Consider the following 13,285-nt stretch of genomic DNA (forward strand, 5'->3'; position numbering starts at 1 on the left):
TCGTTTCATCGAATAAAGGCGGGTGCAGGGAGCGGGACCACGCGAGCCGTCAGTGCAGCGGCGCGCGACGGTGGACGATGAGCTGCTTGAGGCCGAAAACGATCACACCCGCGACCAGTACGAAGCCGGCGTCGACCGCCAATCGCGCCCCGCTGGCGGCCGCCAAATCAAGGCGCCCCATCGCCAGGGCTATGCCCGCCACCGACGCTGCTTCGATCAGCCGCATGGCGACCAGCGCGCCCGCGATCACGCTTCGGCGGTATGAGGCCTGGATGAGTACGCCGGCAAAAGCCCCGGCAAGCGCGATCGTCAACAGCTCCGCCGAAGGATGGATCGTATGCTTGAGGACGTCGCCCTCGAGGAAGGCTGACGATTGGACGCCGCCGAAGTTGGAAAGCAGTAGCCATGTCGCCCCTGCGGCAGCCGCCAGAACCGCGTAGCCAGTGAGCGTCGCCAGCATGCCGGCACGGGCTACTTCGGCCCGTTTCAGCACGATGCCCAACGGCAGTTTCGCCAGGGGCTCGAATCCGGGAGCGATGATCGCGGACGCGACATATGCCACTGCCGCGATCGCGGGCTCGGTGAACGCTCCGGCGGCGCCGATAACGCCGCCAAGCGCCATCAGAATCAGGAAATTTGCGGTGAGGCGTCCCTGATGCCGGAGACCGGTTTCGAGCTCCTCCCATATCGCCTCGTCGACGTCGGCGTCGATCTGCTTCTGGTTTTCGGGGTCGCTGATGCTCGCGACCTCCGCCGTTACGACCGTGAACGGCGTATCGCTGCCGATCGTCGCCACGGCGCGCATCACATCGTCGGTTGCACGATTGAGGGCGTGGACGGTCACCACGTCGCCGACGGGTTTGATCGAAGCGCCGTGCTGCCACGTCAGCCCGACTACCCCTTCGAGCTGGTTCAGCGCGGCGATCAGCTGCTCGCCGCGGTTCGAGGGCACGGTAATGTCGATGACACGATGCACGATTATTCCTTGGCCGGATAAGGGTGATTTTCAACGCGACATCGCAGGCGTTGCGCTCTTGAATCGTATGCGTCCGCAAGGCGTCGGTGGGCGATGACTGCCTCGACGCTCCGGCTAAGGCGCGCTGCCCGCTTTTCCGCGTGCGCACGGCTTTCGCAGTAGCCAAGCTCGCGCTCGATCGCGGCAGCTTCGCAATCATCGGGTGTTTCCATATCGCGCCATTCCGGTGTCAAAACCTAGGGGTAAAAAGGGGCCCGGGAGCGCGTGCCCCCGGGCCCCGATCAAGTTGCTACGCGCGACCTCTCTGGGCCTTCAGGTACAGTCCCGGGCGATCGACCCGTGAACATCATTTGCCGCGAATGGCGTCTGCACGTTCTTCGGCCGCGCCAGCCTTCTGCTCGGCATCCCGACGGACCTTCTTGGCTCGTTCCTCGAGCGCATCGGCTTCCCGATCGGCCGTACTGCGTATCGCGTCCGCGCGGTCCTCGGCGGCATCGGCGTTCGCTTCGATGGCCGCGTTCGCGCTTTCTGCCGCACGATCCTGCGCCTCTCCCGCCGTTTCTGCAGGGCCGCTGACCAACGTATCTTCGCCGGAGACGACGCCGGCATTGGCGTCCGCCTGCTCTCCGGCGTTTTCGCGACGGCCGTCACAGCCCGCCAGCAGGATGCCGACAGCCAACAGCGATTTGCTCATCCAGCGGGTCATGCCTGCGTGTCCTGTTCGCGCGGAGCGATCGGCGACGCAGGGGCGACCGGTACGGTAGAGGGCGCAGCAGGCCGGTTCGCCTCATCCTCTGCCTTGCCCAGCAGCCTCTGAACGATCCTGCCGGCTTGATCGCGCCCGCCAAGGCCAAAAGCGAGTGCGAACGCCACCGCGATTGCCCCGAGAATGAGGCCGAACGCCAGATTGATGATGTCGTCCGCCAGACCCATGAAGCGCAAGCCGATAGCTGTGCCCAGGACGATGATCGCCACCTTTGTGAGCGAAGCGGTAAAGTCGGCACCGGCCCCGCCGCTTGCCTTAATCGTCGTCGAGATCAGGCGTGCGATTGCGACGGCTGCGGCGATGATGATCGCACCGAAGACCACCTGACCGAAGAGCGTCAGCACCTCCGCCATGATCCGCGAACCATAGGCGAAATTGAGCTGCCGGAACGCCTCCATCAGACCGAAGATGACAATGGCGATGAAGACGCCCGACCCGATCATCTTCGACGGGGTGAGCGTCGCACCCGCCTTGACGGATACCTGCTCGGCGCCGGTGACGCCGTCGTCGGGCGCATCGCTCCGGGGAAACAGGCCCAGGGAGTTAATCGCCTTGTCAACGCCGGTCGAGCCTAGGAAGGACGTGATCAGCTGCGAAGCGAATTTGCCGAGGTAGTAGGCAAGCGTGATGATGATGCCTGCCGCAATCACATGCGGAATGGCGTCGAGAATGATCCGCAGCATGGCAGTCGCCGGCTGCGAGATGGCGGCGATATTGAGTGTGTCGAGCGCCGCGATCGCCACCGGAATGATGATCAGCGCAAACACGACGCTACCGACCGCGCGCGGCAAGGCGCTCGGGTCGGCGGGCGGCGTGCTGCCGACGTGCGCCGACAATCGTTCGACATGGCTCGCGGTGATGACGGCTTCGACCGCCTTCTTCGCCACGCTTGCCAGGATATAACCGAGGAAAAGGATCAGACCGGCGCCGATGATCCGCGGGACGGCATTGCCGAAGCCGTTCAGCATGTCGGCAAGCGGACCCGTCGCGCTAGCGAGGCCGAGCGGCTGGGCTGCAAGGAAGAAGGCAACCAGCAGAACGACCCAGAACGCAGCATCCCCGACCTGCGCACCGATCGTCGACTTATCGCGTGGCGGATGGTTGGGTTGATTGGCGCGCCGCGCCAGCGGCGTCCGATTGATGAGGTTCGCGACGCCCCATTTGACGGCGCGTGCAACCAGCCATCCGATCAGAAGAATGACCAGCGCGCCGATAATGCGCGGCCCCCATTCCTGCGCGTACATCCAGACCTGGTTCGTAAAGTCGCGGGTCCCGTCGATCACGGTTCCCCCCGCATAGCGGACATCGTTCATATCAACCTCCCTGAACCCCGGCCGCTTCCGTCAACGCACCGCAAGATGCGGCCGCTTTCGTGACTTCCAGGGGTATTTTGACGTCGTTGACCTGAGCGCCCGCGCGGATCAGGTCATTGGCCGTCAGGCGCCCGGCCTGCGACTGACTCAAAGCTTGTGCGGCGCGACCGAGTTGTCGGAGCTGGCCCAGCGACAGGCGCGACTGCAGGCGATCTCCCATGCATCGCGCCGAACCTTCGCTTAGTCCGTACCCTCCAAGCCCGGTCGCTATTTGTGTCGAAGGGCTGGCACAGGAAGCGAGCAGAACAGCCCCGGCGACAGGCATCGCCGTGCCGCCTAGCGCTCTCCATGCCGATCGAACCATGCTGCTATCGCCCGGTTATGTATTCAACCGTTCATTAACGGTTTTTCACATGGCGCGTTCCCGCGGAGGTTTCTTTTGTCGAAATTGGTCGACGTGTAGGGCGGCGCGTTGAGCATGCAGCTAGAGAGGAGCTTTTCATTGGCTGACGATCCCGCAGATCGCGAGAACGGTGCGGCTCTTTCGAGCAGCAACCACCTTCTCGATCGGGTTCCTCCCGATGAGCGGGCGCGGATGGACGATCGCCTGGAGCCCGTGCTGCTGGAAGCCGGACAGGTATTGTACGAGCCCGGTCAACCGCTCACTCACGTCTTTCTGCCGCTGACCGGCATGATCTCGCTGGTCGCGGTCATGAGCGACGGTCGAACCGCTGAGGGAATGACGATCGGGCGTGAGGGAGCCGCAGGTTTGAGTGCGAGCGGCTATGTCGACGACGCTTTCAACCGCTATGTCGTTCAACTCCCCGGCAGCGGCTACCGGGTCAAAGCGGAAGATTTCGAAGATCTGGTGGACGAGAGCGTGGAGTTCTGTTCGGCCGTTACTCGCTGGCGCGAGGTCATGGTGCGAATGTCACTACAATCGGTTGCCTGTAACGCGCTTCATACCGTTCGCCAGCGCCTCGCGCGCTGGATCCTGACCACCCACGATCGGACCGAGACCGACAGGCTGCCCTTGAAGCAGGAATTCCTTGCCGAAATGCTCGGGGTCAAGCGAAACGCCGTCAACATCGTTGCCCGCGAATTTCTCTCGATCGGAGCGATAGAGTACAAACGCGGCAAGATCTCGGTGATCAATCCCGACCTACTGCGGGAGGAATCCTGCGAATGTTACGCACTCATCCGGGGTGAAATATCGAAACTGTTCACGCAGCCACCGAGCAGTGAGTGCGAAGACTGACATCTGGTGCGGCGATCGCGAGCATGGTCTTGGTTTGATATGGACGCGGTCAAGTCGCTAAGACGCTTGGAACCGATCATTTGTCCGCCGTCTGCCCGTCAAGCGCTCGAAGCGCGTTGTGAATCGCCGTTGCCGCTTTCGCCCCGTGACCTGTCGCCACGCTGATCTGATCGAGACCGGCCACGACATCGCCGGCAGCATAGCAACCGGGTAGATTGGTGCGCTGATCCTCGTCAGTGGCAATGCACCGGCAGTCACTCAATGCGACCCCCATATCGATGGCCAGCGCATTGTTGATGTCCGAGCCAAGCGCCGGATACACGGTGTCCACGACTACGGTGCCGGCACCGTCTTCCAAGGCGATTATGACATCATCTCCCGACTCGAAGTCGATGGAGGCTAGCGGCGCACCGGCGAGCGCGATCCCGGCCTCTTGGAGCGCCTGTCGGTCCTCTTCGTCGAGGTCGACGGTCCGCTCTGCCAGCAACGTGATCTTTGACGAATATGTCCTGAGAAAAAGTGCCTCCGCGACGCCGTGTTCGTCGGCGCCGATCACGGCGATGCGCATGTCGGTGACCTCGAAACCGTCGCAGATCGGGCAGTAGCGCAACTTGCCGCTTTCCAATGCCCGCCTGTGCGTGGCGGGATCGATCTGCGGACTGCGATTGACCACACCTGTCGCGAGCAACGTCATACGCGCGTCCAGCGTGCGGTTCACTGTGGATACGAGAAACCCGTCTCCCTTCCGCTCCAATGCCGTTGCGCGTTCAGGATGCAGCACCGCGCCATAGCGCTCGGCCTGCGCGCGCATCCGCACGAGCAGCTCGTCTCCGCCGATCCCTTCCGGGAAGCCGGGATGATTATGCGACCTGGGAATCCAGCTTGCCCGGCTGTTGCCGTCATCAATTACAACGACGTTGCGACGGAACCGTGCGAGATAAATGGCGGCGGTCAGGCCTGCCGGTCCGCCGCCGATGATCACGCAGTCAATCATTCGGGAGCATCGCCGGATCTGAGGTGCCCCGATCTGCGGCCAGCGTCGCGTGCACACTCGGCATCAGCGACGCAGTATTCCATTGGCGGGTTCGATCGGATCGGCCCCCGCAACCAGATGCCACCCTTTGCGGACTGCGTATTGAACGCCCCATCCAAGTGCGTAGGTCGCGACAATGGGCGCCAGTCCCCGGATCGCCGTTTCAGCGACGGTGCCGATGATAGCGCCCTTGATCCCGCTGTCACCGTCACCGCGGTCGATTGCAGCGCCTATGAGCGCGCCGAGCAGATTTGCCATGTGCCGTCCTTTCGTGAGGGTGCGCCCGACCGAGGTCGGGCGTGGAGACGTCTCGAGCGATCACGCCAGCGTTCGAACCGACGCTTCCCGATCCCAATAACGCTTCATTGCCGCCTCGACGAAGCCGGCAAGGTCGGTGACGCCCTCGTCGGGCTCGACCCCCGCCTTGTCGAGGAGCGGCTTGGCGGCGTCGTTAACGCCGATCGCCTTCAAGTGGCCGAAAGCGTCCATCACCCATTGCACCGCGGCGCCTTCCTTGACGAGCTTGGCCGCAGCCGCCTCAGACAGGATCACCGCGCAAGCATCGACCGTCACCGACGGCTGGCCGAACAGCTGCGCGTCCGCGGCGATCGCGCTGCCGTCGGACAGGGGCACCTTGCCGACTTTGGGCGCGATCGTCATCGGCGTGCCGCCAGCGGCCTTCACCGCGTCCTTGAGCGTCGACAGCTCGCCGGCGTCGGTTCCGTCGGCGATCAGGATGCCGACCGTGCGGCCTTCCAGCGTGTGCTTTTCGAGCGGACCGCGGATGATGCGCAGCGCGGGCGAGGGATCCATGTCGAGAACCGGGGCGGCGGTCTTCGATGGCGGCGGCAGGTCCATCGCGAGGCCATCGGCGACGCGTTGCGCCAGAGTCTCGTCGACGTTGCGCAGGTTGGCCATGACCGAGATGCGGATATGCTCAAGGCTGACCTTGCTGAGCTCGAACACCAGCGCCGAGGCGATGTGCGCCTGTTCGGCCGGGTCCATCGACCGGAAAAACAGCCGCGCCTGGCTGTAATGGTCGGCGAAGCTCTCCGGCCGGATGCGCAGCTTCTGGCCCTGCTCTTCCGAGGGGAAAGTCTTGTAGCCACGCTCCGGGTCTTCGCGGGCGCCGGCTTCTTCGCCCGCCTGCGCCAGGCTGTTGGGCTCGTAATTGGCGCGACCCTTGGGAACCGACATCTGCATGTGGCCATCGCGCTGCTGGTTCATGAACGGGCAGCCCGCCGCCTCGGCACGGCCCTTCGCGCGGTTGATCGGCAGCTGATGGAAATTGACCGAGCCAAGCCGCGATAGCTGCGTGTCCGTATAGCTGAACAAACGGCCCTGCAGCAGCGGATCGTTCGAGAAGCCGATGCCCGGGACGACATGGCTCGGCACGAATGCGGCCTGTTCGGTTTCGGCGAAAAAATTGTCAGGATAGCGGTCGAGCACCATCTTGCCGACGATGCGGACGGGCAGCACCTCCTCGGGAATGATCTTGGTCGCGTCGAGCACGTCGTAGGGCTGGCTTTCGGCGAACGCCTCGTCGAACAGCTGCACGCCCAGCTCCCAGGTCGGGAAATCGCCGCGATCGATGCTCTCGAACAGATTGCGGCGCTGGAAGTCCGGATCGGCGCCGGCAATCTTCACCGTCTCGTCCCAGATCGTGGAGGCGAGGCCCGCCTTCGGCTTCCAGTGAAACTTGACGAAGGTCGACTTCCCCTCCTTGTTGATGAAGCGGAACGTGTGGACGCCGAACCCCTCCATGTTTGCGAAGGTGCGGGGCAGCGTGCGGTCGGACATCGCCCACATGACCATGTGGGTGGACTCGGGCATCAGCGAAATGAAGTCCCAGAACGTGTCGTGCGCGGTTGCCGCTTGCGGGTAGCCGCGATCAGCCTCCATTTTGGCCGCGTGGATCAGGTCTGGAAACTTGATCGCGTCCTGGATGAAGAAGACGGGGATGTTGTTGCCGACAAGATCCCAATTGCCCTCGCGCGTATAGAACTTGACCGCGAAGCCGCGCACGTCGCGCGGCGTGTCGACCGATCCGGCACCGCCCGCGACGGTCGAGAAGCGAGTGAACACCTCGGTGCGCTGGCCTTTCTTCTGGAACAGATCGGCGACGGTGATATCGGCGAGGCTCTCGGTGCACTCGAAATAGCCGTGCGCGGCCGAGCCGCGGGCGTGGACAATGCGCTCGGGGATGCGTTCGTGATCGAAATGGTTCATCTTCTCGCGGAAGACTTCGTCCTCGATCAGCACCGGGCCGCGCGGCCCCGCCTTCAGCTGGTTCTGATTGTCCGAGATCGGCATGCCATGGTTGGTCGTGAGCACCGGATGATCGTCGTCAGCGATCTGATGCGTTTCCCCGCCTGCGTAATCCTGCTTCCGCGCTTTGCCGTCCGACGCCATTGCTAATCCCCTTCAAGTTCACGCAGCACGGCGTGGACGATTACGATGTCGAGTGTCTTCCAACAGTCGGAGGGGTGCTCATATCGAGGTGCCCCTTGCTTTCAGTCACGACCCTTTCGGCCGAGGCTGATCAGATTTTGTCACCGAGCGCGCCTTTGATGCCGCCCTTGAGCTTCTGCCCTTTGCCGGTCGCCTGCTGTGCGGCGCCGTCTGCTGCCAGATCGGGGTTATCGGTCCGGGTGCCGACCTCCTGCTTGGCGTCACCGACCAGGTCGTTGATCGCGCCCTTCACCTTGTCCACGAACTCGCCCACGATGCATCTCCATTGATTGCAATAGGCTTCAACGACGACCGCGCGCTTTGGCTCCCGCTATGCACGGAAAAATGCATAAGACTGGAACGCATGGCGGCTGAACCTGTTCGGACGACAACAGGGGAAAAGCGGATGCACCGATTGCTGATCGCCGAGGACATTCCGGCCGTTGCCAGCCACCTAGAGGATCTCGCGCGGGATTCCGGGATCGACGCGATCATGATCGTTGACAGTATCGAGAGCGCTCGAGCCGTCATCGAATTTGCTCCTGAGATCGCGATCATCGACCTCAATCTGGCCGACGGCTTCACCGGCCCGATGATCGCTGATGAGCTGCGACGGAGCTGCGACACCCGGATCATCTATCTCACGGCCAACCCGGAGCTTCTCCCCGAGGCATTGCATATGGAGCACCGGGTGTTGCGTGAACGATAGGCGAACACGAAGCCGCGTCATGCAGCGAGCAACGATGTGGGTGTGCGTAGCGGCCTGAGCTGGCCGACCGGAGGGCGGTCGTCGGTGTTCCAGCGGTAGTCGCCGGTGAGCGAGATATGCTCCCACCCGAGCGGTGCGATGTGGCGGGCAGTTTCAGGAGGCACGGCCATGCCGGCGATGGCCTGTTCGAGGTAGCGGGTGTTCCACAGGATGATGGCGGCTACGAGCAGGTTGAGGCCGGAGGCGCGGTAGGTCTGGTTTTCGAACCGGCGGTCCCGCAGTTCGCCGAGCTGATTGAAGAACAGCGCTCGGGCGAGCGCGTTGCGCGCCTCTCCCTTGTTGAGTCCGGCCTGGGCACGCCGGCGCAGGTCGATGTCGCGCAACCAGTCGAGCATGAAAATCGAGCGTTCGATCCGCCCGACCTCACGCAATGCCAGCGCAAGGCCGTTCTGACGTGGATAGGCGGACAACCGGCGCAGCATGGCGGAGGCGGTGACGGTGCCGCTGCGGATCGAGGTGACGAGGCGGAGCAGTTCGTCCCAATGGTCAGCGACGTGGCCGACCGCGACCGGATCGCCGGTCAGTCCGACGAGCAGCGCCCCGGCATCCTGCTGCGGCAGCAGATGCAGGCGTCGTTCCTTCAGATCCCGCAAACGCGGCGCGAAGCGGTAGCCGAAGAACGGCATGAGGCCAAATACATGGTCGGAGGCCCCGCCGGTATCGGTGTAATGCTCTTCGATCGACAGACCGGTGGCATGGTAGAGCAGCCCGTCGAGGACATAGGGCGCCTTGCCCGCTGTCGCCGCGATCACCCTGCTCGCAAACGGGTCATATTGATCCGAGATGTGGGTGTAGAAGCTGACGCCGGGTTCGTTGCCGTTACGCGCGTTGATGTCACCGATCGCAGCCCCGCGCCCACCGGCGTGAAAGAGCTGGCCATCGCTCGACGACGTGGTGCCGTCGCCCCACAGGCTGCTTAGCGGCAGGGCGCGATGCGCGTCGATCAGTCGCGCCAGCGCTGCGCCATAGGCGCTCTCGCTGACGTGCCAGTCATGCAGATGTGCGAGCTGGCGCAGGGTGGCCGCCTGGCAGGTATCCGCCATGCGCGTCAGGCCGAGATTGATGCCGTCCGCCAGGATCACGGTGAGAAGCGCGTTACGATCATCGGCCGGTCGACCGGAGCGGCGATGCGTGAAGCATTCGGAAAAGCCGGTCCAGCCATCGACCTCCAGCAACAGATCGGTGATCTTCACGCGCGGCAGGCGGTCGTAGACCATGCGCCGCACGTCCTCTGTACTGGGCGGGGTTACGGCCTTGAGCGGCGAGATGACGAGCCCGCCGGCGTCGAGCCGTACCTGGGGCAGTTCCCCCTGCCGGGCGAGCGCCGTGACTTGTTCGATCGCGGTATCGAGGCGGGCACGGCGACCGGCAATGAAGGTATCGAAGTCGGTGTCGATCGCCAACGGCAACGGCCCGCGCTCGCGTAGCGCCGCAAAGGTGGCGGGCGGCAGGAGGTAGCTGTCGAAAGCACGATACTGGCGACTTTCCTCTACCCATATGTCGCCGGCACGCAGCCGATCGCGCAACTGGGTGAGAGCGCACAGTTCATAGGCTGCGCGGACGACCTGCCCGTCGCGCAGCACGAAAGGCCGCCACGATGGCGGCACGAAGCGAAGCGGTGGATTGTCGGGCAAGCGTCGCCTGCCGGTCCGATAAACCTCACCGACAATCCGGACCGCATCGAGCAGCCCCTGGACCGGGCCGGCACCCCGGAAGGTGGAGGCGCCCAGGAACGGCCCGATCACCGCACGCAGCGAGCGATGCCGGTCGATCAGCTCGGCAGTACGATCGGTCGTCTCCGGCGCGACCAGTATCTCCGCTTCCCCGACCGCCGTTCCCAGTTTCTCCCAGTCGATCGCCATCGCGGCAAGCGAGTCCAAGCCTTGCGCCCGTGCATCGATCAGCAGGCGGCAGGAGCCGGTGAGCAGGCGCAACTGTGCCTGGAGCGCGCGGATCGTACCCAGCGCCTTGTCGCGCGTCCGGTTCTCGGCGCGCCGCATCATGCTGCCGAGCAGCTTGTCCGTCATCGCCAGCACCGCATCGGCGAGGCTCTCACGAAGCCGCAGCGCGGCTGCCGCCAGGACGGCATGGCGGCGCCGGTCGGGCAGTTCCGCCAGATGCTGCGATGTGATCCGCACCGCCTCGTCGGCGATGCGGTCGAAGGCCGCGGTCGGGATCGTAGCGGCCCGCGCCGGGGCCAGTCCGATCGCCCGGACATGATCCAGTCGTTCGAGCAGGCGCATGACGTTGCGCGGTGCCGGCGACAGCGGCGGGTTGCGCAGCCACGACAGCCACGTCGCACCCCGGTCGCCACGACGGGCGAGCAGCGCATCGAGGCGGGTACGTCCGCCATCACCCAGCCCCTGGGTCAGCACATCGTGGACGAGTTCGTCGGCCTGGCGGCGCGCTCGTCGTACGATCGCCTCGATGACGGTGACGGGCGGCAGCAACAGGCGACGCCGTCGCATTTCGTCGATGACGATCTCGGCCAGCTGCAATGGCTGGATGATGGTCTGCGCCACGGGCATGGCGAAGGTGGCCAGTGCGTGGAAGTCGGTCCGGCCGAACGCTCGATAGCCCATGCGTCGTGCCAGATCGGTGAGATGCGCACGGCGGGTCGGCTCACGACGGCCATAGTCATGCCAAGCCGCTTCAGGCACATCGAGCTGACGGGCGACGAACGACAGGACCGCTGCGGGCGGCGTCTCGTCCGCGCCGAGTACCCGCCCGGGCCAGCGCATATAAAGGAGCGTCATGGCGTAACCGAGCTGCGATGCGGGACCACGCCGGATCGAGACCCAATCGAGATCCTCGCGTGACAGGGTGAAATGTCGCGCGATCTCGCGTTCGTCAGTCGGGGGATCGAACTGACCCGCAAGCGCCTCGCGGGTGAGCAGGCGTCGCCTCGCCATGACCCTGAACCTGCTTGAGGCTGTCCGTCAGACGGTGATTGGACGGCCAGCGTGAATGTGTCCGTCAACTCTGGACCTGTAACGGCGATTCGGACAAGATCGCGTCAAGATGGGAAAACGGACACTTCGGACCCGCGCATGGCGCTGATCGGCTATGCGCGCGTCTCGACCGCAGACCAGAAGCTGTCGCTCCAGCTTGACGCGCTGAACACTGCCGGGTGCGACCGTATATTCGACGATCACGCATCCGGGGCAAAAGCCGATCGGCCTGGCCTAACCGAAGCGCTCGCCTATTTGCGCCCCGGCGACACGCTGGTGGTCTGGAAACTCGACCGCCTCGGCCGCTCGATGAGCCACCTGATCGAGAAGGTCGGCGAGCTTGCGGCGCGCGGCATCGGGTTCCGCTCACTCACCGAGAATATCGACACCACGACGCCGGGCGGCATGCTGGTGTTCAACATCTTCGGCTCGCTGGCCCAATTCGAGCGTGACCTGATCCGTGAACGCACTCATGCCGGCCTCAAGGCCGCACGCGAGCGGGGCAACAAGGGTGGTCGCCGGCCTGTCGTTACCCCCGACAAACTACGTAAAGCGCGGGCGCATATCGCAGCGGGCCTCACTGTTCGTGAGGCGGCGGCCCGGCTCAAGATCGGCAAAACCGCCCTATACAAGGCTCTGGAAAACGCGTGAAACCGCTGGCGATCAAGAACTCGTGGGTGCTGGTCACAGGGGCTTCGACCGGTTTGGGCAGAGCGTCCGCCCTCCGCTTGGCGGCATCGTACCAGGCCAAGCCCCTGATTGTTGGACGAAGGCTCGACAACTTGCGGGAGCTACAGACCGAAATTGACGAGCGGTTCAATGTGCCGTGCGAGATTATAGTGGCTGATCAACGTGAAATCGAGGGCAGGGAGAAAATCGCGGCTAAGGTTGCAGAATTGCAAGTAACAGCCGCTTTGTTGGTTGCCGGAATGACGAGCGTTGGTTCATTTGATGCAGGCCGTGCCGACACTTATGCCGAGGTAATTGAAACAAACATACTCGGTTTCACGGATTTGCTGGCTCGCCTGATTGCGATTTTCAGGGAGCAGCCGTTTGAATCCTCAGTAATCGCCGTGTCGAGCCTGGCGGGCGAAACATCCGTGCCCTTCCAAGCGGTCTACGGCGCGTCGAAAGCCTATGTGAGCACCCTCATGCGAGCGCTTTCCGTGGAGCTTGCCGGGACGGGAGTGAGTGTTGGGTCTTTTGCACCCGGTGGAATCGACACAGACATGGCTGCCCTCAGCGATTTGAAGTGGGGGAGGTTGGGTTTGATGGACGTTGACCGGTGCGCGGCCCATGCAGTCCACGCTCTGGTTTATCGGCAATCCTTCGCCATACCGGGGATGGGCAACCAGCTCACATATTTGGCGAGCAGGGTTCTACCTCGATCGTTGGTCAATCGGATTGCCGCCCTCCCATATCGGCGCCCGTAGGGCGGCACCACATAAAAGGGGCAGGAAAGCCTGCGAATAGCATCTGCTGGCATCGTACCGGATTTGTTCGCCCTTAGCGTGCAGATACGTCACTTTCGTGTAGTCACCCCGCGTCGGCGGGGGTGGCAGGGCGGATCACCGCGGCAGCTTGCACATAGCTTCCTTACATCACTTACCTGTATCAATTCTGCAACATGGATACCCTCAAGCGCAGACGCGAAAGATTCTGTTTGTCAGTCTAGTGCCGACGCGGCCATTGTTGCTTCAGGCGATGCGAGCAAACGACACCGCCACATTTGCAGGGCTGATCATCAAGCGTTCCGGCGCGCCGAGCT

Annotated in this window: 13 protein-coding genes; 4 read left to right on the forward strand and 9 right to left on the reverse strand. The window is 63.7% G+C overall.

What is annotated here, in order from left to right; translation table 11 throughout:
- Positions 1-49 precede the first annotated feature (49 nt).
- From BSZ14_RS12730 to BSZ14_RS12745, 4 genes are all read right to left on the reverse strand, one after another.
- Complete coding sequence (locus BSZ14_RS12730) at positions 50-976, reverse strand: DUF389 domain-containing protein (RefSeq protein ID WP_056433637.1); 927 nt, start codon at positions 974-976, stop codon at positions 50-52.
- A 346-nt stretch (positions 977-1,322) separates the two neighbouring features.
- Positions 1,323-1,682 (reverse strand): hypothetical protein, encoded by a 360-nt coding sequence (locus BSZ14_RS12735; protein ID WP_056433632.1) that lies wholly within the window; start codon positions 1,680-1,682, stop codon positions 1,323-1,325.
- Positions 1,679-3,055 carry a mechanosensitive ion channel gene (locus BSZ14_RS12740; protein ID WP_056433628.1) on the reverse strand — a complete coding sequence of 459 codons (1,377 nt, stop codon included), beginning with the start codon at positions 3,053-3,055 and terminating at the stop codon, positions 1,679-1,681. The genes BSZ14_RS12735 and BSZ14_RS12740 overlap by 4 nt, the downstream gene beginning before the upstream one ends.
- A gap of 1 nt (position 3,056) precedes the next feature.
- Positions 3,057-3,275: a hypothetical protein gene (locus tag BSZ14_RS12745; protein ID WP_236696977.1), complete on the reverse strand. Its 219-nt coding sequence runs from the start codon at positions 3,273-3,275 to the stop codon at positions 3,057-3,059.
- A gap of 282 nt (positions 3,276-3,557) precedes the next feature.
- Here BSZ14_RS12745 and BSZ14_RS12750 point away from each other — a divergent pair, with 282 nt between their 5' ends.
- Entirely contained in the window at positions 3,558-4,313 is a 756-nt protein-coding gene (locus BSZ14_RS12750; protein ID WP_236696976.1) for a Crp/Fnr family transcriptional regulator, read from the forward strand.
- A 76-nt stretch (positions 4,314-4,389) separates the two neighbouring features.
- On the opposite strand, the gene BSZ14_RS12755 is transcribed toward BSZ14_RS12750, so the two are convergent.
- The 4 genes from BSZ14_RS12755 to BSZ14_RS12770 form a co-directional block, all read right to left on the reverse strand.
- The gene (locus BSZ14_RS12755; protein WP_056433618.1) at positions 4,390-5,307 is read right to left on the reverse strand and encodes an NAD(P)/FAD-dependent oxidoreductase; all 918 of its coding nucleotides are present in this window, start codon (positions 5,305-5,307) and stop codon (positions 4,390-4,392) included.
- Between the two features lie 63 nt (positions 5,308-5,370).
- Positions 5,371-5,604 carry a hypothetical protein gene (locus BSZ14_RS12760; RefSeq protein ID WP_056433615.1) on the reverse strand — a complete coding sequence of 78 codons (234 nt, stop codon included), beginning with the start codon at positions 5,602-5,604 and terminating at the stop codon, positions 5,371-5,373.
- Positions 5,605-5,664: 60 nt separating this feature from the next.
- A complete protein-coding gene (locus tag BSZ14_RS12765) occupies positions 5,665-7,758 on the reverse strand; it encodes a catalase (protein WP_076711220.1) in 2,094 nt (697 codons plus the stop codon).
- 130 nt (positions 7,759-7,888) lie between these two features.
- A complete protein-coding gene (locus BSZ14_RS12770; RefSeq protein ID WP_010408824.1) occupies positions 7,889-8,071 on the reverse strand; it encodes a CsbD family protein in 183 nt (60 codons plus the stop codon).
- A gap of 90 nt (positions 8,072-8,161) precedes the next feature.
- Here BSZ14_RS12770 and BSZ14_RS12775 point away from each other — a divergent pair, with 90 nt between their 5' ends.
- Entirely contained in the window at positions 8,162-8,506 is a 345-nt protein-coding gene (locus BSZ14_RS12775; protein ID WP_082442129.1) for a response regulator, read from the forward strand.
- A 17-nt stretch (positions 8,507-8,523) separates the two neighbouring features.
- Here BSZ14_RS12775 and BSZ14_RS12780 read toward each other — a convergent pair whose 3' ends face one another.
- Positions 8,524-11,478 carry a Tn3 family transposase gene (locus BSZ14_RS12780; RefSeq protein ID WP_010408827.1) on the reverse strand — a complete coding sequence of 985 codons (2,955 nt, stop codon included), beginning with the start codon at positions 11,476-11,478 and terminating at the stop codon, positions 8,524-8,526.
- Positions 11,479-11,616: 138 nt separating this feature from the next.
- Between BSZ14_RS12780 and BSZ14_RS12785 the strand changes: the two genes are divergently transcribed.
- A complete protein-coding gene (locus BSZ14_RS12785) occupies positions 11,617-12,168 on the forward strand; it encodes a recombinase family protein (RefSeq protein ID WP_056433609.1) in 552 nt (183 codons plus the stop codon).
- Positions 12,165-12,950, forward strand: coding sequence for an SDR family NAD(P)-dependent oxidoreductase (locus BSZ14_RS12790; RefSeq protein WP_004213209.1), 786 nt, complete (start codon positions 12,165-12,167; stop codon positions 12,948-12,950). Before BSZ14_RS12785 ends, BSZ14_RS12790 begins: the two co-directional genes overlap by 4 nt.
- Positions 12,951-13,285: the final 335 nt, after the last annotated feature.

Source organism: Sphingomonas sp. Sph1(2015) (assembly GCF_001970915.1).
GTDB lineage: Bacteria > Pseudomonadota > Alphaproteobacteria > Sphingomonadales > Sphingomonadaceae > Sphingomonas > Sphingomonas parapaucimobilis.

Bases quoted from the DNA above. Each gene is read 5' to 3' on its own strand.
- BSZ14_RS12735 (WP_056433632.1), bottom strand. From the start codon at position 1,682: ATGACCCGCTGGATGAGCAAATCGCTGTTGGCTGTCGGCATCCTGCTG.
- BSZ14_RS12740 (WP_056433628.1), bottom strand. From the start codon at position 3,055: ATGAACGATGTCCGCTATGCGGGGGGAACCGTGATCGACGGGACCCGC.
- BSZ14_RS12745 (WP_236696977.1), bottom strand. From the start codon at position 3,275: ATGGGAGATCGCCTGCAGTCGCGCCTGTCGCTGGGCCAGCTCCGACAA.
- BSZ14_RS12755 (WP_056433618.1), bottom strand. From the start codon at position 5,307: ATGATTGACTGCGTGATCATCGGCGGCGGACCGGCAGGCCTGACCGCC.
- BSZ14_RS12760 (WP_056433615.1), bottom strand. From the start codon at position 5,604: ATGGCAAATCTGCTCGGCGCGCTCATAGGCGCTGCAATCGACCGCGGT.
- BSZ14_RS12765 (WP_076711220.1), bottom strand. From the start codon at position 7,758: ATGGCGTCGGACGGCAAAGCGCGGAAGCAGGATTACGCAGGCGGGGAA.
- BSZ14_RS12775 (WP_082442129.1), top strand. From the start codon at position 8,162: ATGGCGGCTGAACCTGTTCGGACGACAACAGGGGAAAAGCGGATGCAC.
- BSZ14_RS12780 (WP_010408827.1), bottom strand. From the start codon at position 11,478: ATGGCGAGGCGACGCCTGCTCACCCGCGAGGCGCTTGCGGGTCAGTTC.
- BSZ14_RS12785 (WP_056433609.1), top strand. From the start codon at position 11,617: ATGGCGCTGATCGGCTATGCGCGCGTCTCGACCGCAGACCAGAAGCTG.